This is a genomic window from [Roseibacterium] beibuensis (assembly GCF_039542305.1).
GTDB classification, from domain to species: Bacteria; Pseudomonadota; Alphaproteobacteria; order Rhodobacterales; family Rhodobacteraceae; genus Roseibacterium; species Roseibacterium beibuensis.
Genome location: NZ_BAABHW010000001.1, coordinates 451,543 through 473,391, shown reverse-complemented (window position 1 = coordinate 473,391; position 21,849 = coordinate 451,543). Strand labels below are relative to the sequence as shown.

The 21,849-nt window shown below is 63.1% G+C and carries 20 protein-coding genes, 1 tRNA gene and 2 pseudogenes; 17 read left to right on the top strand and 6 right to left on the bottom strand.

The features are described 5' to 3' along the window. Positions 1–104 precede the first annotated feature (104 nt). From ABD923_RS02375 to ABD923_RS02355, 5 genes and pseudogenes are all read left to right on the top strand, one after another. On the top strand, positions 105–1,133 hold the full coding sequence (locus ABD923_RS02375) for a sugar ABC transporter substrate-binding protein (protein ID WP_405048288.1): 1,029 nt from the start codon (positions 105–107) through the stop codon (positions 1,131–1,133). Positions 1,134–1,222: 89 nt separating this feature from the next. After that, a complete protein-coding gene (locus tag ABD923_RS02370) occupies positions 1,223–2,275 on the top strand; it encodes an ABC transporter permease (RefSeq protein ID WP_259546886.1) in 1,053 nt (350 codons plus the stop codon). Beyond that, positions 2,272–3,048: an ATP-binding cassette domain-containing protein gene (locus ABD923_RS02365; protein WP_259546887.1), complete on the top strand. Its 777-nt coding sequence runs from the start codon at positions 2,272–2,274 to the stop codon at positions 3,046–3,048. The genes ABD923_RS02370 and ABD923_RS02365 overlap by 4 nt, the downstream gene beginning before the upstream one ends. A 110-nt stretch (positions 3,049–3,158) precedes the next feature. Beyond that, positions 3,159–4,391: pseudogene (locus ABD923_RS02360) on the top strand (IS3 family transposase). Between the two features lie 94 nt (positions 4,392–4,485). Then, positions 4,486–4,623, top strand: a complete 138-nt coding sequence (locus ABD923_RS02355; protein ID WP_345229405.1) for a hypothetical protein — start codon at positions 4,486–4,488, stop codon at positions 4,621–4,623. 12 nt (positions 4,624–4,635) lie between these two features. Here the strand turns inward: ABD923_RS02355 and ABD923_RS02350 are convergent. The 4 genes and pseudogenes from ABD923_RS02350 to ABD923_RS02335 all read right to left on the bottom strand — a co-directional run. Continuing rightward, positions 4,636–4,842 (bottom strand): annotated as a pseudogene (locus tag ABD923_RS02350) (transposase); the annotation flags it as partial. Between the two features lie 288 nt (positions 4,843–5,130). Next, positions 5,131–6,642 carry a tripartite tricarboxylate transporter permease gene (locus ABD923_RS02345; RefSeq protein WP_259546888.1) on the bottom strand — a complete coding sequence of 504 codons (1,512 nt, stop codon included), beginning with the start codon at positions 6,640–6,642 and terminating at the stop codon, positions 5,131–5,133. Between the two features lie 7 nt (positions 6,643–6,649). Beyond that, positions 6,650–7,138 (bottom strand): tripartite tricarboxylate transporter TctB family protein, encoded by a 489-nt coding sequence (locus ABD923_RS02340; protein ID WP_259546889.1) that lies wholly within the window; start codon positions 7,136–7,138, stop codon positions 6,650–6,652. A 64-nt stretch (positions 7,139–7,202) separates the two neighbouring features. After that, on the bottom strand, positions 7,203–8,219 hold the full coding sequence (locus ABD923_RS02335; protein ID WP_259546890.1) for a tripartite tricarboxylate transporter substrate binding protein: 1,017 nt from the start codon (positions 8,217–8,219) through the stop codon (positions 7,203–7,205). A gap of 192 nt (positions 8,220–8,411) precedes the next feature. On the opposite strand from ABD923_RS02335, the gene ABD923_RS02330 reads away from it, so the two are divergent. Continuing rightward, positions 8,412–9,119 (top strand): GntR family transcriptional regulator, encoded by a 708-nt coding sequence (locus ABD923_RS02330; RefSeq protein WP_259546891.1) that lies wholly within the window; start codon positions 8,412–8,414, stop codon positions 9,117–9,119. Positions 9,120–9,175: 56 nt separating this feature from the next. Further along, entirely contained in the window at positions 9,176–10,036 is an 861-nt protein-coding gene (locus tag ABD923_RS02325; RefSeq protein WP_259546892.1) for an isocitrate lyase/PEP mutase family protein, read from the top strand. Positions 10,037–10,384: 348 nt separating this feature from the next. On the opposite strand, the gene ABD923_RS02320 is transcribed toward ABD923_RS02325, so the two are convergent. Next, positions 10,385–10,585: a hypothetical protein gene (locus tag ABD923_RS02320; RefSeq protein ID WP_345229404.1), complete on the bottom strand. Its 201-nt coding sequence runs from the start codon at positions 10,583–10,585 to the stop codon at positions 10,385–10,387. A 60-nt stretch (positions 10,586–10,645) separates the two neighbouring features. On the opposite strand from ABD923_RS02320, the gene acnA reads away from it, so the two are divergent. The 4 genes from acnA to ABD923_RS02300 all read left to right on the top strand — a co-directional run bounded on the left by acnA (position 10,646) and on the right by ABD923_RS02300 (position 15,687). Further along, a complete protein-coding gene (gene acnA, locus ABD923_RS02315) occupies positions 10,646–13,327 on the top strand; it encodes an aconitate hydratase AcnA (protein WP_259546893.1) in 2,682 nt (893 codons plus the stop codon). Next, the gene (locus ABD923_RS02310; RefSeq protein WP_259546895.1) at positions 13,324–14,499 is read left to right on the top strand and encodes a 2-methylaconitate cis-trans isomerase PrpF family protein; all 1,176 of its coding nucleotides are present in this window, start codon (positions 13,324–13,326) and stop codon (positions 14,497–14,499) included. Before acnA ends, ABD923_RS02310 begins: the two co-directional genes overlap by 4 nt. Before the next feature lie 183 nt (positions 14,500–14,682). After that, entirely contained in the window at positions 14,683–15,021 is a 339-nt protein-coding gene (locus ABD923_RS02305; RefSeq protein WP_259546896.1) for an IS110 family transposase, read from the top strand. A gap of 177 nt (positions 15,022–15,198) precedes the next feature. Continuing rightward, a complete protein-coding gene (locus ABD923_RS02300; protein WP_345229403.1) occupies positions 15,199–15,687 on the top strand; it encodes a hypothetical protein in 489 nt (162 codons plus the stop codon). Between the two features lie 270 nt (positions 15,688–15,957). Here ABD923_RS02300 and ABD923_RS02295 read toward each other — a convergent pair. Then, positions 15,958–16,047: transfer RNA gene (locus ABD923_RS02295), tRNA-Ser, on the bottom strand. Positions 16,048–16,249: 202 nt separating this feature from the next. Here ABD923_RS02295 and ABD923_RS02290 point away from each other — a divergent pair. The 6 genes from ABD923_RS02290 (at position 16,250) to ABD923_RS02265 (ending at position 21,843) form a co-directional block, all read left to right on the top strand. Continuing rightward, a complete protein-coding gene (locus ABD923_RS02290) occupies positions 16,250–17,137 on the top strand; it encodes an SPOR domain-containing protein (protein WP_259546898.1) in 888 nt (295 codons plus the stop codon). A gap of 18 nt (positions 17,138–17,155) precedes the next feature. Continuing rightward, on the top strand, positions 17,156–18,370 hold the full coding sequence (locus ABD923_RS02285) for a D-alanyl-D-alanine carboxypeptidase family protein (RefSeq protein WP_259546899.1): 1,215 nt from the start codon (positions 17,156–17,158) through the stop codon (positions 18,368–18,370). Between the two features lie 25 nt (positions 18,371–18,395). Beyond that, entirely contained in the window at positions 18,396–19,010 is a 615-nt protein-coding gene (tmk, locus tag ABD923_RS02280) for a dTMP kinase (RefSeq protein ID WP_259546900.1), read from the top strand. Positions 19,011–19,075: 65 nt separating this feature from the next. Beyond that, positions 19,076–20,209, top strand: coding sequence for a DNA polymerase III subunit delta' (locus ABD923_RS02275; protein ID WP_259546901.1), 1,134 nt, complete (start codon positions 19,076–19,078; stop codon positions 20,207–20,209). Between the two features lie 26 nt (positions 20,210–20,235). Then, positions 20,236–21,045, top strand: a complete 810-nt coding sequence (locus ABD923_RS02270) for a TatD family hydrolase (protein ID WP_259546903.1) — start codon at positions 20,236–20,238, stop codon at positions 21,043–21,045. Further along, entirely contained in the window at positions 21,046–21,843 is a 798-nt protein-coding gene (locus ABD923_RS02265) for an MBL fold metallo-hydrolase (RefSeq protein ID WP_259546905.1), read from the top strand. The last annotated feature ends 6 nt before the right edge of the window (positions 21,844–21,849 follow it).

Sequence of the window (21,849 nt, the reverse complement as noted above, 5' to 3'; positions counted from 1 at the left end):
GTAATTAACTCTCTGGAAGTTAATTATTGACAGCTAAAGTGCGCTCCGTAAAGAGTCGAACGATCCGGCCAGGGAGGGCCGAAGGAAACGTGGAGGAAAACATCATGAAAATGTCGAAGTCCATGCTGCTTGGAGGCGCGCTGGCAACAGCGACGGCTGGCGCGGCCCTTGCGGACGCTCATGGCGATGTGTCGGCTTGTCTCATCACCAAGACGGACACCAACCCCTTCTTCGTGAAGATGCGCGAAGGCGCACAGGCCGCGGCCGAAGAGCTCGGGATCGAGCTGATGTCCTTCGCCGGCCAGTTCGATGGTGATCACGAAACGCAGGTCGCCGCAATCGAGACCTGCATCGCGAGCGGGGCGTCGGGCATCCTTTTGACCGCGTCCGATACGTCGTCGATCACGCCGGCGGTTCAGCAGGCCCGCGACGCGGGCCTCCTGGTCATCGCGCTCGACACGCCGTTGTCGCCCGCTGACGCTGCCGACGCGACCTTTGCGACGGACAATTACGAGGCAGGCCGTTTGATCGGCGCATGGGCAGCGGGCCAGCTGGGCGACGCCGCCGCGGAAGCCCGCATCGGCCTTCTGAACATCAACGAGAGCCAGCCGACAGTCGGCGTGTTGCGCAACCAGGGATTTCTTGAGGGTTTCGGGATCGACCTCGGTGATCCAAACCGTTGGGGCGACGAGGATGACCCACGCATCGTCGGCCATGACGTGACGAGCGGCGCCGAGCAAGGCGGCCGCGAGGGCATGGAGAACCTGCTGGCGATCGATCCGATGATCAATGTGGTCTACACCATCAACGAGCCCGCGGCCGCCGGCGCCTACGAGGCGCTGCGCGCCATCGGGCGTGAGAACGATGTGCTGATCGTGTCCGTCGACGGTGGCTGCCCCGGCGTCCAGAACGTTGCCGAGGGCGTGATCGGCGCCACGTCGCAGCAATACCCGCTCGACATGGCGCGGCTCGGCATTGAGGCTATCGTACAGTATGCAGCCGATGGCACCCTGCCCGAGACCTCACCCGGGCTCGACTTCTTCAACACCGGTGTGTCCCTGATCACCGACGCGCCCGTTGAGGGCCTGCCGTCGATCTCGTCGGAAGAGGGCCTAGCGCTCTGCTGGGGCTGATCGGTCCGTTCAACACGTGACGGATCGCCCCGCCGGCCGGCACTACGGCAGGCGGGGCTTTCTATCTCAAATAAGCCGGGTCGCATGCCATGTCCGACAATTACGAAGCCGCCGCCAACCGCAACGATCAGGTAGCAGAGTTCGTCCAGCCCCCGCCAACGCTGGCCTATCGGGTGCAGAATCGCCTGCACTTAACCCCTTCGCTGATCCCCCTTTTGGTGTTGATCGGTGCGGTCATCGTCTTCGGTCTGACGCTGGGCGAACGCTTTCTCTCGCCCTTTGCGCTGACGCTGATCCTTCAGCAGGTACAGATCATCGGCATTGTCGCGTTGGCGCAGTCCATCGTGATCCTAACCGCCGGTATCGATCTGTCGGTTGGCGCTGTAATGGTGCTTTCGTCGGTCGTAATGGGCCAGTTCACCTTCCGCTACGGGTTGCCGCCCGAGGTGGCGGTGCTTTGTGGTCTGATATGTGGCGCAAGTTGTGGGCTTATCAGCGGCATCCTTGTAGCCTACGTCAAACTGCCACCCTTCATCGTCACGCTCGGCATGTGGCAGATCGTTCTGGCCGCGAATTTCCTTTATTCTCGCAACGAAACGATCCGGAGCCAGGACATCCAGGCAGATGCTCCACTCCTACAGTTCTTTGGGACCCGGCTGGAGATCGGCGGCGCAGTCTTCACCTACGGCGTTATCTTCATGCTGGTCCTTGCCGTGGTGCTGGCCTACGCGCTGCGACACACTGCGTGGGGCAGGCATGTCTACGCTGTGGGGGACGACCCGGAGGCAGCTGAGCTGGCAGGCGTCAACGTGAGGGGCACGTTGATTTCAGTCTACCTGCTGGCCGGAACGATCTGTGCCTTCGCCGGCTGGGCGCTTATCGGGCGGATCGGCTCGGTCTCTCCAACCTCTGGCCAGTTGGCCAACATCGAAAGCATCACGGCGGTCGTGATCGGGGGCATCTCGCTCTTCGGCGGGCGCGGCTCGATCCTCGGTGCGCTCTTCGGTGCGCTTATCGTGGGGGTGTTCACCCTCGGATTGCGTCTCGCCGGGGCAGATCCGCAGTGGACGAACCTGCTTATCGGCATCCTGATCATTGCAGCAGTCGCCGTGGATCAGTGGATCAGAAGGATTTCGGCATGACGGAACCGGTCTTGAAGGCTCGTGGCCTCGTAAAGCGCTTCGGCAAGGTGACGGCTCTCAATCACTGCGACTTCGACCTTATGCCGGGAGAGATCCTCGCCGTGATCGGCGACAACGGCGCGGGCAAGTCGGTGATGATCAAGTCGCTCTCGGGCGCGATCCAGGTCGACCAGGGCGAGATGTATCTCGACGGAAAGCCATATCACTTCAACTCGCCCACCGAGGCGAGGGAGGCAGGCATCGAGACGGTCTACCAGACCCTCGCGATGTCGCCCGCCCTCTCGATCGCCGACAACATGTTCATGGGCAGAGAGCTGCGAAAACCGGGTCTGCGCGGATCGCTTCTGCGGCAGCTCGATCGCGCCGCGATGGAAAAATTCGCGCGGGAGAAGCTAAGCGAGCTTGGCCTGATGACCATTCAGAACATAAACCAGGCGGTAGAGACGCTGTCCGGAGGTCAAAGACAGGGCGTGGCCGTGGCTCGCGCCGCGGCGTTCGGTTCGAAGGTAATCATTCTCGACGAGCCAACGGCGGCACTCGGCGTGAAGGAAAGTCGCCGTGTGCTCGAACTGATTCAGGACGTGAAGGCGCGCGGAATTCCGATCATTTTGATCAGCCACAACATGCCGCATGTTTTCGAATTGGCAGACCGCATTCACATTCATCGCCTTGGCCAGCGGCTTTGCGTCGTCGATCCCAAGCAGATCGCCATGTCAGATGCCGTCGCCCTGATGACCGGCGCCATGAGACCCGATGAGATCGCTGCCGCATAACGTCAAGTCTGCCTTCTGACCACTAGCAAGTGAGCTGCCCCCGGGAATTCGGACACTGACATAAGCTACGCTTTGCAGTCAGCTGATCTTCGACGAGAAGGAGATCAGAGATGTCGAAACGCAAGCAGCGCGCGCCTGAGTTCAAGGCGAAGGTGGCGCTGGAAGCCCTGAAGGGTGAAGAGACGGCGGCCGAGCTGGCGAGCCGGTTCGGGGTGCATCCAACGATGATCCATCAATGGAAGCGGGCCCTGCTGGAAGGCGCGTCGGGCGTGTTCGAGCGCGGGGGCCGCAAGAAGCCCGAGATCGACGAGGAGCAGGTGAAAGAGCTCCACGCCAAGATCGGGTGAATTGGCGGGTGAACGCCACTGGTTCGAGAGAGCCCGCCAATGCGGTGGCCAACTCTTTTTTGGAACGAAAGCTCAAACCCTGGGGCGGGAAGTGAGGCGCGGCATGATCGAGCCCGACCACCCGGATCTGTCGATTGGGCAGCAGTGCAAGCTGCTGTCGATCGCGCGCTCGTCCTTCTATTATACGCCGAAGGGCGAGACCGAGCAGAACCTCGGCCTGATGCGGCAGATTGACGAGCAGGTCCTGGAGACCCCGTTCTTCGGTGTCCGCCAGATGACCTGGCACCTGCGCAATGACGGGCACTTCGTGAACGAGAAGCGGATACGCCGGCTGATGCGCCTCATGGGGCTGATGCCGATTTATCAGAAGCCCAACACAAGCAGGCCGGCGAAGGGGCACAAGACCTATCCCTATCTGCTGAGAGGCCTGCGCGTGGATCGCCCGAACCAGGTCTGGTGCTCGGACATCACCTATCTGCCCCCTCTCGGCAGATTGCTACGCAATCGCCTGCCGGGCAATGGATGCGGCGTGGGTTCCTCTACCTCGTTGCGATCATGGACTGGCACACCCGCAAGGTTCTGTCCTGGCGGATCTCTAACACGCTGGAGGCCGACTTCTGCGTCGAAGCGTTGACCGAGGCCATCCACAAGTTCGGCCCGCCCGAGATCATGAACACGGATCAGGGAAGCCAGTTCACTTCCTTCGCCTGGACGGATCAGCTCCGCCGATCGGGCGTCCGGATATCGATGGATGGGAAAGGCCGGTTCCTCGACAACATCTTCATTGAGCGGCTGTGGCGAACCCTGAAATACGAGTGCGTCTGCCTGCATGCCTGGGAGACCGGATCAGAGACGAAAGCGGCCATCCGGAAATGGATGACCTTCTACAACCACCAGCGTCCTCATTCAGCCCTCGGCGGCAAGCCTCCGGTGCCGGCCTATTGGCAGAGAAATGATATCAACCAACCCGATCAGCAGCTGCAACCAGTAGCTTAAATCACGCCAGATCCTGTCCAGCCGATGGGGAGGAGCTCAGTCAAGGCGAGCGAAACGCTATGACCACGACGCGATCGAGTTCTCGCTGGCGCATGTGCAAACGAAGCTTGAGGAAGCCTACATGCGCGACGACCTCATTGAGGAGCGGTCAGAGCTGATGCAAGACTGGGCGGATTTCGTCACCGATGGGAACTTGCCGCCGTCGCTCCGACAGCAGTTGGGCCTTGGGTGAATATTCTTACCGAAGCTTGCTGACGTTCGCGTTCTCATCCTCGAGCGTCTTCAGGCGCTTGGCCTCCGACACCGTCATGCCGCCAAACTTGGCCTTCCAGTTGTAGAAAGTGCCTTCCGACATGCCGCACTTACGGCACAGGTCCGCGCACTTCGCGCCGGCCTCGTGCTCAGCCAGAATGCCGATGATCTGCTCATCCGTGTATCTCCTTCGCTTCATTGTCCGTCCTCAGGTGGAGGCCGGACTCAAATCAACGGTGGAGGAAAAATCCCGTGGCAGGTAAGGGCTGCGATCCTTGCATTCCTGGTGCCGATGTTCGTCGACCTGATGATAGAGAACCCAACCTCAGACTGGGGGCGTCCGTTCTATCCAGTCGTGACGTGGCGGATTGTTTACCCTGCTGATCATGTGCCGATCGTTCAGCTGTGGACGACCTCCTTACGGCGATGTCGACGACCCTTGCGCGCCCAAGCGGTTCGATTGTGTCGAAAATCATCGGATTTTCCATCAGCTGTCCGCCACTGCCCCAACGCGCTTCTTTAGGCGCTCGATCACCCAAGGCAGGAACAAGGAAAGCACGAGCAGCAAGAACAGGGCCAGCGTGATGGGTCGGGACCAGAGATAGTCGAAGTTGCCACCGCTGATCTGGTAGGATCGCAGCAATTCGCCCTCGGCCATGCGTCCGAGCAACAAGCCGATCACAGCGGCTGCGACGGAATACTCGTATTTCCGCATGACCCATCCAACTGCTGCAAAGACCAGAAGCGTGATCGGCCCCGCCATCGTGCCCGTCAGGCCAAAGGCCCCGAAGGTTGCCAGGACGAGAACGGATGGGACGAGGATACGTAGTGGCACCTTCACGATGGAGCTCATCAGGTGCATCAGAAGCATGCCGACGAAAAGCAAGAGAACCGCTTGGGCGATGTTCGCGAGGATCACGGCATAGACGATGTCCGTCTGTTCGCTCAGGAAACGCGGGCCGCCCGTGATGTTATGCATCGAGAAGGCTGCAAGCAGCACGGCCGTTCCTGCGCCGCCGGGAATGCCAAGCGCGAAGAGCGCTACCATGCCGCCACCTTCGGAACTGCTGTTTGCCGACTCGGACGCGGCGATGCCGCGTGCGTCACCCTTGCCGAAGCTGTCCGGATTGCCGGCGCGGCGGCGCGCATCGCCATATGAGACAAGGTTCGCCACCGAAGAACCCACCCCCGGGATCGCCCCTATCAAGACGCCGTAGGCACTCCCCCGCAACAGCGTCATCGGCATTTTCAGGGCTTCGACCATCCCCGCAAGTATGCGCCTTAAACTGATGTTTCCTTTGTCCTCCTTCTTCACAAGGTAGCCGCCACCCGCGATGCTGAAGAGTTCCGAAGCCGCAAACATGCCGATCATGGCAGGTATGACGGGAACACCATCAAGCAGAAAGGGCGATCCCATCGTTCCACGGATCACGCCATTAGGACTCATACCGATTGTGCCGATCAACAACCCGATTATCCCAGCAAGGACGCTGCGTCCCATGAACTTGCCCCTCAATGCCGCAATCAGCGTAAGCCCCCAAAGGATCACGACGAACATCTCCGTCGGCCCAAGACGCAGCACAACAGAGGTCAGCGGCTGGATCAGCAAGAGGAGGGCCATGTAGCCAACGGCAGTTCCGATGGTGGAGGCGCCCAAGGCGATGCCGAGCGCCTCACTGGGTCTGCCCGCGCGCGCCATCGGAAAGCCATCGAAGGTAGTGGCGACGGCCGAAGATGTGCCGGGGATGTTCATTAGAATGGCCGACACGCCCCCTCCAAACATGCCCCCCGTGAATATCGCCGTGAGAAACAGCATGGCCGACAGGAAATCCATACCCAGCGTGGCCGGCAGGAACACTGCCATCGCCATGCTCGTCTGAAGCCCCGGCACCGAACCGAAGAGAAGGCCGATGATCAGGCCTGGAAAGACCACCATCCAGGGCTGGAATGACCCGAAAAGAAGGCCGAAGGCATCCCCAAGAGCACCAAAATCGATCATTTTGCCCTCACAGGATAAGCGTGGTCATTGGGTACGGCAGAAGCCAGCCAAACAGCAGCGTGCAGATCGCGGCGAACACGACTGGATAGACAATCAGAAACACCGGACGCCGCTCCCCATCGGCCAACAAGGCGATCATTATGAAAAGTACAGAACCCACGTCGAACCCTGTGACTGGAAGCGACAGGATATAGAGTGCAAAAATGGCCATCAGGATCAGCGGATAGATCCTCTCGCGCACCGAGGTCGTGGCACTTTCCGCACCTTCTACCGCGGGATCCGCACGCCCCTGCAATCCGCGGATGATCACACCGCCTGCAATCCCTGCCGCCAGGCCCAACGCCAGAATGCTTGCCGGCAAGACGAGGATGAGGTTGCGAACCCGCGAAGACGCGCTCCAGGTGTCATGCAGGTACCAGATGGCTATCCCAGCCAATATGACCAGAAGGGCTATGTGCCCCCAGTCGATACCACGCGGCACGCTTCGATCTGTCATTTTCACCTCGATGGAACAGCGTTGATGGGATGAGGGACACACGCCCCTCATCCCGGGGATCGCCTTACTGCTGCATCAAGTGACCGAAGCGCTCGAGGATCTCGTAGTTGGTGCGAACGCGTTCGGTCGTACGCTCCGGGCCGAGCCAGTCTGCTCCGATCTCGTTCTCCTCAAGGAAGGCAAGAAATTCCGGGTTCTGCATGGTCCGCTCGTAGGCCAACACAACCGTTTCCCAACGATCCGGATGCTCTCCGCGGAACGCGGCGGAAGCGGCAAGACCGCGGATGGATCCGCTGACGACCGGCATTTCCAGCCCGGCCTCTGCAAGGGCGTCGTTCACGACCGGCACGCCCTCCCATCCTTCCAGCGGCTCCTCTGCAACCACGGCCAGCGGCGTGATCATGTCGCGGATGGCGTCGCTGCCTTCTGCACCGAGGATGGTGAAATCGACCTGGCCACCGGCTGCCGCGGCGCGGGCTGCTCCACCGCTCTCGTAGGTCACGATGTTGAGGTTCTCGAACGGAATGCCTGCGGCATCAAGCAGGATGTATGTCGACAGCTCGCCCGCTGAACCGGTCACCACGCTTACGCTGTGCTCGCCCGGATTGTCGCGGATGGCCGCGATCATTTCGGCCATGGACCCGATCCCCGATGACGTGCTTGCTGCAATCAGGTCATGATCCGACCACTGCCCGTTGATGAAGGCGAAATCATCGAGCGTGTATTCCGCCCCGGTGTTAAGGATCGAGTTGGCGAGATAGGGCGAGATGGCGGTGGCAAGCAGCGTGTAGCCATCGTTCGGCTGCGCGAGGACATATGTGGCGGCAAGCTGGCCGCCTGCGCCATCGCGATTCACGACCGTGATGGGCTGGCCGATCTCTTCGGTCATGAACTGCGCAAGTGCGCGCGCCGTGCGGTCCGCACTCCCCCCGACGCCGAAACCGACGACAAAAGTGATGGGGCGCTCGGGCCAGGCTTCGGCCTGCGCGAGGGCTTGCGTAGGCATGGTCATGGCCGCCGCGGCGGACAGCAAGAGCGCCATTCCCGCGCGGCGGGTTACGGCTGGATTCCATTGGGTCATCGAGTTCTCCTCCTCGGCTCCGTTGACGCATTCTCGTGATTCTTTGTCAACATTCATGATGTTCTTCCGCGGAATCCCCCCTGTCAACATCGAATGATTTCCTTATTTTATTGCATATAACGTAGCTTATTGACCGGGCCCTCCCGTCATGACTAAAGTCAAACGAACCAAAATGTTGACATTGTGAGGCACATGTCCGCCGTTGACCCCACACTGGCCAAGGCCAGCACTCTTGCCGACCAGGCCTATCAGGCTCTGGCGCGCTCCATCGTCACGGGAGAGCTCTTGCCGGGCACCCGCATGCTGGAGGTGGAGATCTCTGAACGGTTCGGCATGAGCCGTGGCCCCCTGCGCGAGGCCATGCGACGGCTCGAGGAACGTGGGCTGGTCGAGAGGATTTCGCAGCGCGGCGTCCGTGTTGTTCGGCTCACCGGATCAAAGCTCCGGGGCATCTACCAGGTTCGCGAAGCGCTTGAGGGCATGGCCTGCAGGCTTGCAGCGCAAAACATGACCGACACGGAAATCGCCGAACTGCGCATGATGCTGAAGGCTCACGAGGCCGTCGTCCGTGAACGGGATGACTACAGCCAAAACCAGCAGGACTGGGATTTCCACGACCGAATTGCCCGCGGATCGCGAAACGAGATGATCGTTTCGCTCCTGTGCGACGACTTGTACCAGCTTCTGAAGGTCTACCGGAACCAGCACAAGTCTAAGCCGGGCCGGGCGCGACGGGCGCTCGAGGAACACTGGCGGATTCTCGGCGCGCTCGAGGATCGGGACGGCGAGATGGCCGAATTGATGATGCGTCGGCATATCGGGGCAGCTCTCGCCCTGTTCGAGCCCACTTGGGCAAATGAAGAAACCGAAAACGACAGAGACGCGGAGACAGCTCCCTGAGCAAACGGGACAACCGCAGCAACGACCGACAGATGAAGAACATAGGGAGACAAACCATGAAGGCATCGACGCGGTTGCGCGAGTTGATGGCGGGTGGCGGGCCGGTGGTCGCGCCGGGCGGCTATGACGGAATTTCCGCCCGCATCATCGAACGCACGGATTTCCCGGCGGTCTATGCCAGCGGCGGCGCCATCGCGCGATCGGCCGGCATTCCCGATCTGGGGCTAATAAGCATGGCGGAAATCACCGATCGTCTCGCCACCATGGTCGACGCCGTTGGCATCCCCATCATCGCCGATGCCGACACCGGCTATGGCAATGCGCTGAACGCCCAGCACATGGTCCGCGCCTTTGAACGCGCGGGCGTGGCGGGTTTTCATCTGGAAGACCAGCAATTCCCCAAGCGCTGCGGTCATTACGACGACAAATCCATCGTGCCGGTCCGCGAGATGGCGCAAAAGATCCGTGCGGTGAAGGATGCCGCGACCGACCCCGATCTGGTCGTGATCGCCCGCACCGACGGGCTGGCTGTCGAAGGGTTCGAGGCCACGATCGACCGGTCTCATGCTTACATGGAGGCCGGCGCCGACGTGATCTTTGTCGAGGCGCCGACGAGCGTAGAGCAGATCGAGCGGATCGCCGAACTTCTCCCCTACCCCAAGCTCATCAACATGTTCGCGGGCGGCAAGACACCGCTGATACCCACGGACCGCTTGGGCGAATTGGGCTACAGCATCGTCATCATCCCCAGCGACCTGCAACGCGCAGCCATTTGGGCGATGGAACAGACGCTGGCCGCGATCCGGCGCGATGGATCGTCTGCCGCCTTCCAGAACAGCATGGTTTCCTTTGGCGATCGCGAAGAGATCATCGGCACCAAGGACTGGCTTGCCCGGGACAAGGCCTATGCCGTCTGATGCTACGACACGCTGGCTGTCGCCTGAGCCGTCGAGAGTCCGCCAGCACCAGTTGCGACAGAGGCTCACCAAACCAGATGTCCTGGTTGCGCCCGGCGCAGACAATGGAATGACGGCACGCCTGATTGGGGCCGCAGGGTTTCTTGCCGTCCACATGATAGGCTCAGGCGTCGCCAAAAGTCTGACCGGAAAAGCCGGATGTGGGTCTGGTGACGCTAACGGAAACCGCCATGATGGCGCGTTTCTGGTACAGGCAACCGGGGTTCCCGTCATCTGCGATGTCGACGACGGTTACAGCAATGCGATCAACCTTATCCGCATCGTTCAGGAATTCAAGCGGCCGGGGCGTCAACCCTGCAGATCGATTTTCTTGCGGGCCTGCACGCCCACAGAACAGAGCATGAGATCGAGCACATCGCGGCGCTCGACGGCAACCCAGTCACGAACTGGCACGCGTTCTCGGGCATCGGGACGGTGCGCGCTCTCGAGGCGCGATATCTCGATCCCGACAAGATCACGGCGCGCTACGCCGCGAGCGAAGGCTATCAACCGCCTCTTTCGGCGGAGTGACGACAATTCGGCCAGAGGGGCCAGGTAAGGGAGATCACCATGGGACGCAGCCTCGACAGTCTCGGCACCCGCCGGACGATGGATGTGAATGGCCAGCAATTCGCCTATTTCAGCCTGCAAGCGGCAGAAGAGGCGGGCGCCGGTCCCGTCATCCGGATGCCGCGATCGCTCAAGGTGCTCTACGAAAACCTGTTGCGCCATGAAGACGGAAAGGCCGTCAGAAAGGATCACCTGCTTCAGTTCGCAGATGCCGCGGCTCAGCCTGACCGCGAGATGGAGATTTTCTTCCATCCGACCCGCATCCTCATGAACGATTCCGCGGGCATTCCGTTGATGGCGGATCTTGCAGCTCTCCGGGCCGCGGCCGTGCGCAACGGGGGTGATCCGGCCCTCGTAAAGCCGCAGATCCCGGCGGACCTGGTCGTCGATCATTCGGTGATGGTTGATGCCTACGGATCAGCAAGTGCCTTTGACGCAAATCTCGACCTCGAATTCGACCGCAACGGCGAACGCTACCGCTTCCTGCGCTGGGCGCAGGGTGCTTTCGACAATTTCCGCGTCGTGCCCCCCGGGACCGGCATCTGTCACCAGGTCAACCTCGAGTATCTGGCCCGCGGTCTCTGGACCACCACCGATGGAAACACCACGATTGCGCATCCCGAGACGCTTCTGGGGACGGACAGCCATACGCCCATGATCAACGGGATCGGTGTGCTTGGCTGGGGCGTCGGCGGTGTCGAGGGCGGCACGGCACTTCTGGGCCAACCCGTCACCATGATGGTGCCGCGCGTCGTCGGCTGTCACCTCACCGGGCGGCTGCCGGCCGGAACAACCGCAACCGATCTTGTCATCACCATCACCGAACGGCTGCGCGCGCATGGCGTGGTCGGCAGCTTCGTGGAGTTCCACGGCGCTGGACTCAAGGCCCTGTCTCTGTCCGACCGCGCGACCCTTGCGAACATGGCCCCCGAATACGGGGCGACAATGGGCTTTTTCCCGATCGACGAAGAGGCGCTGCGCTACCTTGATGTCACCGCGCGCGGCGGCGACCACCTAGCGCTTGTAGAGGCCTACTGCCGCGCACAGGGCCTCTGGCACGACCCGACCGAGGTTCAGCCGGACTACGCCGAAATCGTCGAGGTCGATCTCGGCAGCATCGAGCCTTCCATCGCAGGACCGCGCCGCCCGCAGGACCGGATCCGCCTTGCCGATGCGGCCGCGAGATTCGGAGAACTTGCCAAAGGATATGGTGCGCTGCCCGACGGCGGCGCACCGGTCGCGGATCAGGACTGGCTGCTCGACCATGGGCATGTCGTGATCGCCAGCATCACCAGTTGCACCAATACCTCCAATCCGTCGGTCATGCTGGCCGCCGGCTTGCTGGCGCGCAACGCCGTGGCGCGCGGCCTGACGGCCAAGCCCTGGGTCAAGACCTCGCTCGCACCGGGGTCGCGGATCGTGGCCGACTATCTGTCACGGATGGGCCTTCAGGCATCGTTGGACCAACTTGGCTTTCAACTCGTTGGCTTCGGCTGCATGACCTGCATGGGCAATTCCGGTCCGCTCGATCCGGCCATCGCCCAAGCGATCGACACACATGGTGTGGCGGCCAGCGCGGTTCTGTCCGGAAACCGCAACTTCGAGGGGCGCATCCACCCACATGTCCGCTCGAACTACATCTGTTCGCCGCCCCTTGTGGTGGCCTACGCGATTGCGGGCAGCCTGCGCGTGGATCTGACGCGCGAGCCCCTCGGAACAGACCCAGCCGGACAGCCCGTATACCTTCGTGACATCTGGCCCTCGGCCGAAGAGCTGGCAGAGGAGGTGGATCGCGCGCTCGATCCTGATGTCTTCCGCGAGCGCTACGGCGATGTCTTTACGGGCGACGCCCGATGGAAGGCCGTGAAGGCCCCGCAGAGCGGGACCTTCGAATGGGATGCTGACAGCCTCTACATGAAGGAGCCCCCGTTCTTCGAGGATTTTGGACCGGATCTGCCGCCCGTGACCGACATCAGGGGTGCGCGGGTGCTGGCCATGTTTGGGGACAGCATCACCACCGATCACATCTCGCCGGTAGGCACCATCACGCCCAGTTCGGCGGCAGGGCAATATCTGCAAGAGCTTGGTGTCGCCCCCGCCGACTTCAATTCCTTCGCAGCCCGGCGGGTCAATCACGAGGTGATGATCCGGGGGGCCTTCGCCAACATCCGGATCCGCAACGAGATGGCGGATGGCCGCGAGGGCGGCTGGACACGAGATGCCGACAGCGGCGAATTCGTTCCGATCCATGTCGCAGCCGAGGGCTATCGGCAGGCCGGCGTGCCCTTGGTCGTGATCGCGGGCAAGGATTATGGGGTGGGCTCCTCTCGGGACTGGGCGGCAAAAGGCACGACTTTGCTTGGCATTCGAGCCATCATCGCGGAGGGTTTCGAGCGCATCCACCGCTCGAACCTGATCGGTTTCGGGGTGCTGCCGCTGCAGTTCATGCCCGGCGTGACACGTCAGTCCCTGAAGCTCGATGGATCGGAGGCCTTCGACATCGGCGGACTGGCTGAAGGTCTAGAGCCCAGGCGCCACTTGCCCTGCCGGATCACGCGGGCCGATGGATCGGTGACCGACATTGAGCTGATCTGCCGTCTCGATACCGCAGTGGAGCTTGACTACTACCGCAATGGTGGAAGCCTGCATTACGTGCTGCGTGGCGCAATGGGGCACGCATGAGCATGGCTGCTCCGACCGCCCGCCAACTCCGCATACCTGCGGTGTTCATGCGAGGCGGAACAAGCAAGGCCATCATCTTCCATGCGCGCGATCTCCCGGAGAACGAAGGCGAAAGGCACCGCATTTTCCTGCGCGCCATTGGCAGCCCGGACCCCGGCAAACGGCAACTGGACGGGATGGGCGGCGGGGTTTCGTCGCTCTCAAAGATCTGCGTCATCGGACCGCCTTCGCGGCCCGATGCAGATGTCGACTACACCTTTATCCAGATACCCGTCACCACCGCCATTCCGGATTACAGCGCCAATTGCGGGAACATGTCATCTGCAATCGGGCCCTTCGCCATTGAAGAGGGCCTTGTCGCAGCCGCCGATGGCCAGGCGGTTGTCCGCATCCACAACACCAACACAGCGAAGATCATCGAAAGCAGGTTCTGGGTGCAGGACGGCGTTCCGCTCGTCGAGGGGCATTTCGTGAACCCGGGCGTTGCCGGAAACGGGGCGCAAATCCAGCTAGACTTCCTAGACCCCGGCGGCGCAGGAACGGGTCGTCTCTTGCCCACCGGAAATGTCGTCGACCGTCTCGAAGACCCCATCCTCGACACGCCGGTCATGGCCTCCCTCGTGGACGCAACGAACGCAGTGGTCTTCGTGCAGGCCGATGCGCTGGGCCTGACCGGCTATGAGACGCCAGACCAGCTAGAGGGCAACCAGAATGTCATGGCACGTCTGGAGGCGATCCGATGTGTCGCCAGCGTCCGGATCGGCCTGGCTCGGAATACCGAAGACGCCCACAAGCTTGCCGGAAGCCCGAAGATCGCCGTGGTCGCCAGTCCGCGCAGTTACATCAGCACAGCCGGAGAGAAGACCCCGGCAGGGTCATTCGATATCTCCGTCCGCATGATCTCCATGGGACAGGCGCATCGGGCGGTTACGCTAACCGGAGCCATGTGTACAGCCGTAGCGTCCGGAATCGTTGGCAGCTGCGTGGCCGACGCGCTCAGAGCCGGCGAGACCGACCTGATCCGGATCGGCCATTCCTCCGGCGTGATGCCGGTAAAGGCACAGGTGTCACATGAGCAAACCGGCTGGAGCGTGGAGCGCGTCACCGTATTCCGGACAGCGCGAAGATTGATGGAGGGAATGATCCTCGTGCCCCAACCGGCAGATGATTGAACAGGGTGGTGTCAGCTGGCACATGACCTGACGTTGAATTTTTACAATGGGTGCTGTCAGACAAATTCTAACCAGTCTCGACTTTGACAGTGACGCTGTCTGAACTGATGCGGTGGATGCCCCCACCCAGCGGTATCTCGTATGCCATGATGGTTCTGTGAGAACCAATTGGAGGGCGCACCGATGACGACGAAGATCAACATGCTTGCGATTGACCTGGCGAAGGGCAGCTTTCAGGTTTGCGCGGTGGGGCCGGAGGGGACGGTTCAATATAACCGAAGTTTGTCGCGGACACGGCTGGCGACGCTTCTTGCCGAGCAGCCGGCCTGCGTCGTGACGATGGAAGCCTGTGCCAAGTCGTATCATTGGGGCCGGGTAGCGCAACGGCACGGCCACGAGGTGCGGCTCGTCCCGGCGGCCTACGTGAAGCCGTTTGTGAAACGCCAGAAGAACAACCGCGCAGATGCGGAAGCTATTGCGAAGGCGGCTATGCGGCCGACCATGCGCTTCGTGGCAGTATAAAGCGCTGAGACCCAAGGGCGCGCGGCGGCCTTCCGAACGAACCAATGTTTGGTCCGGCAAGGGTGGCAGTTTGAAACGTTGGTTGGCCGCGCTCGTGGCGCGCACCCGCTGTTTAGAGCAACAACCAGCTGTGACGTGACTCGGACGGCTGACCAGATTGCCGATGCCCTGCACACGATGACTGCGGTATCCAAGGAGGTCGACATCGTTGATCCGTATTTCGACCTCAGACCGGCGAAGGGAAATTATCTTGCCACGCTGGTCTCACTGCTTGCTCGGCTTGCGGGGGCTCCGGGTCAGACGAAAGCCATCAGAATTCACTTCCGTGACCACGACACTCGCCCATCGGCGGAGATCCTTGCTCGAGACGGATCGGCTCAGGTCACAGGCTTGCTGCCTCCCGGCTATCGCATCGAGTTCTATGCCTGGTCGGAAAAACTAGGCGGCGAGGACTTCCATGATCGGTACGTTCTGACGGAGCTTGGTGGGATCATGATCGGGGCGGGCCTATCTGCGGATGGTCCCGAAGAGTCAGCCGCTTTCACGTTACTGAACTTCGAACACGCTCAGGGGCTTCGCAGCAGATTTTCAGACGGATCAACGGTCTACGCCCGAGTTGATTCGGCTGTACGCATCCACGACGACGGAAGTACCGAACTGTTCTGATGGCGCTAGTTCGATTTATGTTCCATCTTGCGAATGCCACCGGCGTCGAAGTGTCCAGCACCGGCCTCGGAAAAACTTCGATATTCCAATTTGTTGAAAGCTATTCACCAAATCGGCGCAGTCATGAGGTCCGGAGAATATCTGCTCCGAGAGACCGCTTCCGAGCCTCTTGGTGACGAGGCCAGTGCTCAGCCCCAACCGCATAACCCTCGAAAACAACGGAAAAATCCGGCCGCAGCCGGATGGGGAGAACGCTTTCGCAAAGGCACGTGGCGGAGGAGGTGGGATTCGAACCCACGGTACGCTTTCACGCACGCCGGTTTTCAAGACCGGTGCATTCGACCACTCTGCCACTCCTCCGGGCTCATCGGGCGGGCCGGAAACTCCCTTAGCCGCGCCGATGCGATTCTGAAAGGCAACACTGTGCGCACAGGCGACGCAGCGGCTTTTCAGAACGCCTTCCAGGTTGTATGATCCTCAAAAAAGGCAGGCACCCGTGCGCAAAGCACGATCAATAACAACACGTGCGACACGCACGGACCGAGCGCGGAAAGAGCAGTACATGACCCGTAATACCCCCCTCCCGCACCGGGCCCGGCTTGGGCTGATCCTATGCACCGTCGTGGCGCTTGGCGCCTGTTCCGAGACGGGCGAGTTTTCCTTCGGTTCCCGCAACGCCGACGCGGATGGCCCCGCCGCCATCGGCGCCACGCGCCTGATCGAGCGCGATGTCGAAGCCCCCGAGGTCTTCCAGGCCACCGACCAGGGTCTTTGGGATGGCCGCCCCTCGCTTGGCGGGGTCTGGGTTGCGCATCCCGACGCCACCGACCCCGAGCGTGTCATCATCCGCAACGAGGAGAACGGCCGTTTCGTCATCGGCGCGCTGTTCCGTCGGGAACGCGAGAACCCCGGCCCGATCATCCAGGTCTCGTCGGATGCGGCGGCGGCGCTCGAAATCCTTGCCGGCGATCCCGCGACGATCCAGGTGACGGCGCTGCGCCGCGAAGAGGTCGAGGAGCCCGACCCCGATGCCATGGCCTCGGCCGACCCCGAGGCCGCCGCGCTGCCCGAGGGAGAGGCGCCCGCAACCCTGGCCGCCGCGGCGATCACCGCCGAACCGCTCGACCCGATCGCCGAAATGGCCTCGGGCGCGATTGCCGAAAGCGAAGCCGCCACCCCCGCGCCAACGCCCGCATCCCTGCCGACCGGCTCGTCCCTGGACCGGCCTTTCGTCCAGATCGGTATCTTCTCTGTGCAGGAAAACGCCAACAACACCGCTCAGGCCTTGCGCAACGTGGGACTTGTGCCCACCATCTACGATCAGGAGAGCAACGGCCGCCGCTTCTGGCGGGTGGTTGTCGGTCCGGCGCCCACCGCCTCGGATCGCGCCGCCGTTCTCGAATCCGTGCGTGAACTCGGTTTCGAGGATGCTTATTTCGTGACGCGTTAACCGCCTGAAACGGATCAAATGACAGCTGCCACATTCCGACACCCGATCCAGCGCGCCGCCGCAAGCCTTCTCGCGGCGGCGCTTCTCGTTCTGGCCTTCACGGCCGCAACCCTCGCCCAGGCCTTCGAGACCGAGGCGCGCGCCGCCTACGTGATCGACCACGGCACCGGGCAGGTGCTGCTGGCGCGCAATGCCGAGGAGCCACTGCCGCCGGCCTCCATGTCGAAGCTGATGACGCTTCTGATGACGTTCGAGGCCCTGGACGATGGGCGCCTGACGCTGGAAACCCGCCTGCCCGTCAGCCAGCACGCGATGGATTACGGTGGCTCGACGATGTTTCTCAACACCGCAGACCGCCCCACGGTCGAGGACCTGATCCGCGGCGTGATCATCAATTCCGGCAATGACGCCTCCGCCGTGCTGGCCGAGGCGCTGTCGCCCGACGGGACCGAGGAAGGGTTCGCCAACCTGATGACGCAGCGCGCGCGGCAGCTTGGCATGATGAACTCGACCTTCCGCAATTCCAACGGCTGGCCCGCCGACGGCCACGTCATGTCGGTGCGGGACCTCGGCATTCTGGCCGAGCGGATCATCACCGAGCACCCGGAATACTACACCTATTTCGCCGAGCAGGAGTTCGACTACGAAGGGCGCGCGCCGCAGAACCGGTTCAACCGCAACCCGATCCTCGGCATGGGGATCGGCGCGGACGGCCTCAAGACCGGGCACACGCAAGAGGCCGGCTACGGCCTTGTCGGCTCCGCCCAGCAAGGGGACCGCCGCGTGACCTTCGTGATTTCCGGGTTGCCGTCCTCCGAAGCCCGCGCGCGCGAGTCCGAGCGCATCGTCAACTGGGCGTTCCGGCAGTTCGTCATGCGCGAAGTGGTCGGGGAAGGCACCGAGATCGCCCGTGCGCCCGTGTTCATGGGCACCGCCGAGACAGTGGGCCTTGCCCCCGCCGAAAGCGTCGAAATGCTGATCCCCGCCCTGCTCGATCCCGAGATCACGGCAGAGGTCACCTATACCTCGCCGCTTCCGGCACCGGTCACCGCTGGCGACGTGGTGGGCGAGTTGGTGATCCACCAGGGCGTGCGCGACCTCGAACGCCGGGTGCCGGTCGTCGCGACCGAGACCGTCGCGACAGGGGGGCTGATGACCCGGCTGCGCACAGCGGCCCGCTCGGTCATGACGCAGGTTCTGGGGCCGACGCCCGAACCGGCGGCCGGCAGCTGATCCGCCAGACAGGCGAGGCCAGGGTTTGACAGGACGCTTCATCAGCCTTGAAGGCATCGACGGCTCGGGGAAATCGACCCAGTCGCGGCGACTGGCCGAGCATCTGCGCAGCCTAGGGCGCGACCCGGTCCTGACGCGTGAGCCGGGCGGGGCTCCGGGGGCCGAGGAAATCCGCCGCCTGCTGGTCGAGGGGGATCCCGACCGCTGGTCGCCCGAGACCGAGATCCTGCTGTTTACCGCCGCGCGCCGCGATCATCTGGAGCGCACCATCCGTCCCGCGCTCGCCGCAGACCGCGACGTCATCACCGACCGCTTTGCCGACTCCACCCGCGTTTACCAGGGCGCGACACGGGGCGACCTGCGCGCGCTGGTCGATGCGATCCATGCCGATGCCATCGGGGTGGAGCCAGACCTGACGTTGATCCTCGACATGGACCCGGAGGTTGCCCTGTCGCGTGGATTGGCCCGCAATTCCGGCGAAGACCGGTTCGAGGAATTCGGCCTGCCCTTCCAGCAGAAACTGCGCGCCGGGTTTCATGCCTTGGCCGAGGAATTCCCCGACCGTTGCATCCTGATCGACGCACAGGCCGATCCCGATACCGTCGCCGCCGCCATCGCCGCCGCCGTGGACGGCGCGTGAGGCGCGGGACATGTCCCGCCGCGATCCCCCTCCCCCCCGGTATGTGCCCATGCTAAACCGCACCCATGAGCGATGACGCCCTCCCCGAAGCCGACCGGATCGACGGCGCGCCCCACCCGCGCGAGACCGTCACCCTGTTCGGGCAAGACACCCCCGAGGCGGAATTCCTGTCCGCGCTCAACTCGGGGCGTCTGCCCCATGGCTGGCTGCTGACCGGACCGCGGGGCGTCGGCAAGGCAAGCTTTGCGTGGCGGGCCGCGAAATACCTGATCGCCACCCCGCCGGATGGCGGCGATGCCCTGTTCGCCGCCCCCCCTGCGGCGACGCTCGATATCTCGCCCGAAAACCCCATAGCCCATCGTATCCGGGCCCTGTCGGAGCCGTCCCTGATGCTGCTTCGGCGCGGCTGGGACGCCGACAAGAAACGCCTCAAGACCCAGCTGACCGTGGATGAGGTGCGCAACCTCAAGGGGTTCTTCGCCATGTCCTCGGGGGGCGGGCGCCGTGTGGTGATCGTGGATTCCGCCGACGAGATGAACGCCTCTGCCGCCAACGCGCTGCTCAAGGAACTGGAGGAACCGCCGCGCGATACCGTGTTGTTCCTCGTCTCGCACCAACCCTCGGGCCTGTTGCCGACCATCCGCTCGCGCTGCCGGACATTGCGGTTTACCCCGCTAAGCCCGGCGGACCTGTCCGCCGCACTGGCACAAGCCGGGCACACGCCGCCCGAGGGCACCGAGGCCGGGGCGCTGGCCGCGCTCTCCGGAGGATCGGTGGGCGAGGCCATCCGCCTGATCTCGATGGACGGTCCGGCGCTTTATGCCGAGATCGTGCGGCTCCTCTCGACCCTGCCGGACATGGACCGCCCCACGGCCCTGCGCTTGTCCGAGGCCGCTGCCGCGAAAGGGGCCGAGGCGCGCTTTGACCTGACCCTGTCCCTGCTCGACACGGCGCTGTCTCGCCTCGCCCGCGCAGGCGCGACGGGGCAGGCCCCTGCCCCCATTGCCCCCGGCGAAGACGCGGTGATCGCAAAACTTTCGCCCAATCCCTGGGCAGCCCGCGCCTGGGCCGAGCTTGCCGCGACGCTCACCGCCCGTGCGCGCCAGGGCAAGGCGGTCAACCTTGACCCTGCCGCCCTCGTATTCGATATGTTCCTCGACCTCGACCGGACGGCGGCCCGTCTCGCCGCCCCCGCCTGACCGAGACCGAAGGACCAAGTTTTCCGATGCCTGACAGCACCCCCCAGATCGTCGACAGCCATTGCCATCTCGACTTCCCGGATTTTTCCGGGGAACTGCACGAGGTCATCGACCGCGCCGCCCGCGCGGGCGTCTCGCGCATGGTCACGATCTGCACCAGGCTGAAGAATGCCGACAGCGTCCGCGCCATCGCCGACATGCACGCCCCCGTCTTCTGGGCTGCGGGCACCCATCCGATGAGCGCGGCCGAAGAACCGCTGGCCACCGTCGAAGAGTTGGAGGCGCTGGCCAAGCACCCCAAATTCGTCGGCATCGGCGAAACGGGGCTCGACTATCACTACACCGCCGAGAGCAAGGACATTCAGCAAGAAAGCCTGCGCATCCATATCGAGGCCGCGCGCAACACGGGCCTGCCGCTCATCATCCACGCCCGCGACGCGGATGAGGACATGGCCCGCATCCTGGCCGAGGAATACCGCGCCGGCGCCTATAGCTGTGTCATGCACTGCTTTTCGTCGGGGGCGGGGCTGGCGCAAGCCGCGCTCGACCTCGGCTTCTACCTGTCGATGTCGGGGATCGCGGCCTTCCCCCGCTCGACCGAGCTGCGCGATATCTTCGCCGCGGCCCCGCTCGACCGCATCCTTGTCGAAACCGACAGCCCCTACCTCGCGCCGCCACCCCATCGCGGCAAGCGCAACGAGCCTGCCTATACCGTGCACACCGCGCGCGTCGGCGCCGAGACCTTCGGCGTGTCCGAGGCCGAATTCGCCGCCGCCACCACCGCCAATTTCGACCGCCTCTTCTGGAAGGCCGCCGACTGGGCCAAGGCCGCCTGAATGGGCGAGCTGCGCTTCACCATCCTCGGCTGTGGATCGTCCGGCGGGGTCCCGCGCCTCGGCGGTCACTGGGGAGAGTGCGACCCGGATGAGCCGCGCAACACGCGCCGCCGATGCTCCATGCTGGTCGAGCGCGACGGCGAGGAGGGCACCACCGCCGTCCTGATCGACACCTCGCCCGACCTGCGCGCGCAATTGCTGGATACCGGCATCGGCCGGCTGGACGGGGTGGTCTATACCCACGCCCATGCCGACCATGTCCACGGTCTCGATGACCTGCGGATGATCGTGTTCAACATGCGCCAGCGCCTGCCCGTCTGGGCCGATGGCGCGACGCAGAACGACCTGCTCAACCGCTTCGGCTATGCGTTCGTTCAACCCAAGGGCAGCGCCTATCCCCCGATCCTCGATCTCAACAGCATCGAGGGCGACGTGGTGATCGACGGGTCCGGCGGACCGATCACGCTGACGCCTTTCAAGGTCACGCATGGCAATATCCATGCGCTCGGCTTTCGCATCGGCGATCTTGCCTACCTGCCCGACGTCTCCGACATCCCCGACGCGGCATGGCCGGTGCTGGAAGGGCTGGATTGCTGGGTGCTGGACGCGCTGCGCCGCACGCCGCATCCAAGTCACGCACATCTGGACAAGTCGCTTGGCTGGATCGCCCGCGCCGCGCCGCGCCGTGCGATCCTGACCAACATGCATATCGATCTGGACTACCAGACCGTCCTGAACGAGACACCGGAGCACATCACGCCCGCCCATGACGGGATGGTGATTACCTACCAGACCTGAGGCACC

Excerpts from the sequence above, each read along its gene's own strand:
- ABD923_RS02375 (WP_405048288.1), top strand. The coding sequence starts at position 105 with ATGAAAATGTCGAAGTCCATGCTGCTTGGAGGCGCGCTGGCAACAGCG.
- ABD923_RS02370 (WP_259546886.1), top strand. The coding sequence starts at position 1,223 with ATGTCCGACAATTACGAAGCCGCCGCCAACCGCAACGATCAGGTAGCA.
- ABD923_RS02365 (WP_259546887.1), top strand. The coding sequence starts at position 2,272 with ATGACGGAACCGGTCTTGAAGGCTCGTGGCCTCGTAAAGCGCTTCGGC.
- ABD923_RS02345 (WP_259546888.1), bottom strand. The coding sequence starts at position 6,642 with ATGATCGATTTTGGTGCTCTTGGGGATGCCTTCGGCCTTCTTTTCGGG.
- ABD923_RS02340 (WP_259546889.1), bottom strand. The coding sequence starts at position 7,138 with ATGACAGATCGAAGCGTGCCGCGTGGTATCGACTGGGGGCACATAGCC.
- ABD923_RS02335 (WP_259546890.1), bottom strand. The coding sequence starts at position 8,219 with ATGACCCAATGGAATCCAGCCGTAACCCGCCGCGCGGGAATGGCGCTC.
- ABD923_RS02330 (WP_259546891.1), top strand. The coding sequence starts at position 8,412 with ATGTCCGCCGTTGACCCCACACTGGCCAAGGCCAGCACTCTTGCCGAC.
- ABD923_RS02325 (WP_259546892.1), top strand. The coding sequence starts at position 9,176 with ATGAAGGCATCGACGCGGTTGCGCGAGTTGATGGCGGGTGGCGGGCCG.
- acnA (WP_259546893.1), top strand. The coding sequence starts at position 10,646 with ATGGGACGCAGCCTCGACAGTCTCGGCACCCGCCGGACGATGGATGTG.
- ABD923_RS02310 (WP_259546895.1), top strand. The coding sequence starts at position 13,324 with ATGAGCATGGCTGCTCCGACCGCCCGCCAACTCCGCATACCTGCGGTG.
- ABD923_RS02305 (WP_259546896.1), top strand. The coding sequence starts at position 14,683 with ATGACGACGAAGATCAACATGCTTGCGATTGACCTGGCGAAGGGCAGC.
- ABD923_RS02300 (WP_345229403.1), top strand. The coding sequence starts at position 15,199 with ATGACTGCGGTATCCAAGGAGGTCGACATCGTTGATCCGTATTTCGAC.
- ABD923_RS02290 (WP_259546898.1), top strand. The coding sequence starts at position 16,250 with ATGACCCGTAATACCCCCCTCCCGCACCGGGCCCGGCTTGGGCTGATC.
- ABD923_RS02285 (WP_259546899.1), top strand. The coding sequence starts at position 17,156 with ATGACAGCTGCCACATTCCGACACCCGATCCAGCGCGCCGCCGCAAGC.
- ABD923_RS02275 (WP_259546901.1), top strand. The coding sequence starts at position 19,076 with ATGAGCGATGACGCCCTCCCCGAAGCCGACCGGATCGACGGCGCGCCC.
- ABD923_RS02270 (WP_259546903.1), top strand. The coding sequence starts at position 20,236 with ATGCCTGACAGCACCCCCCAGATCGTCGACAGCCATTGCCATCTCGAC.
- ABD923_RS02265 (WP_259546905.1), top strand. The coding sequence starts at position 21,046 with ATGGGCGAGCTGCGCTTCACCATCCTCGGCTGTGGATCGTCCGGCGGG.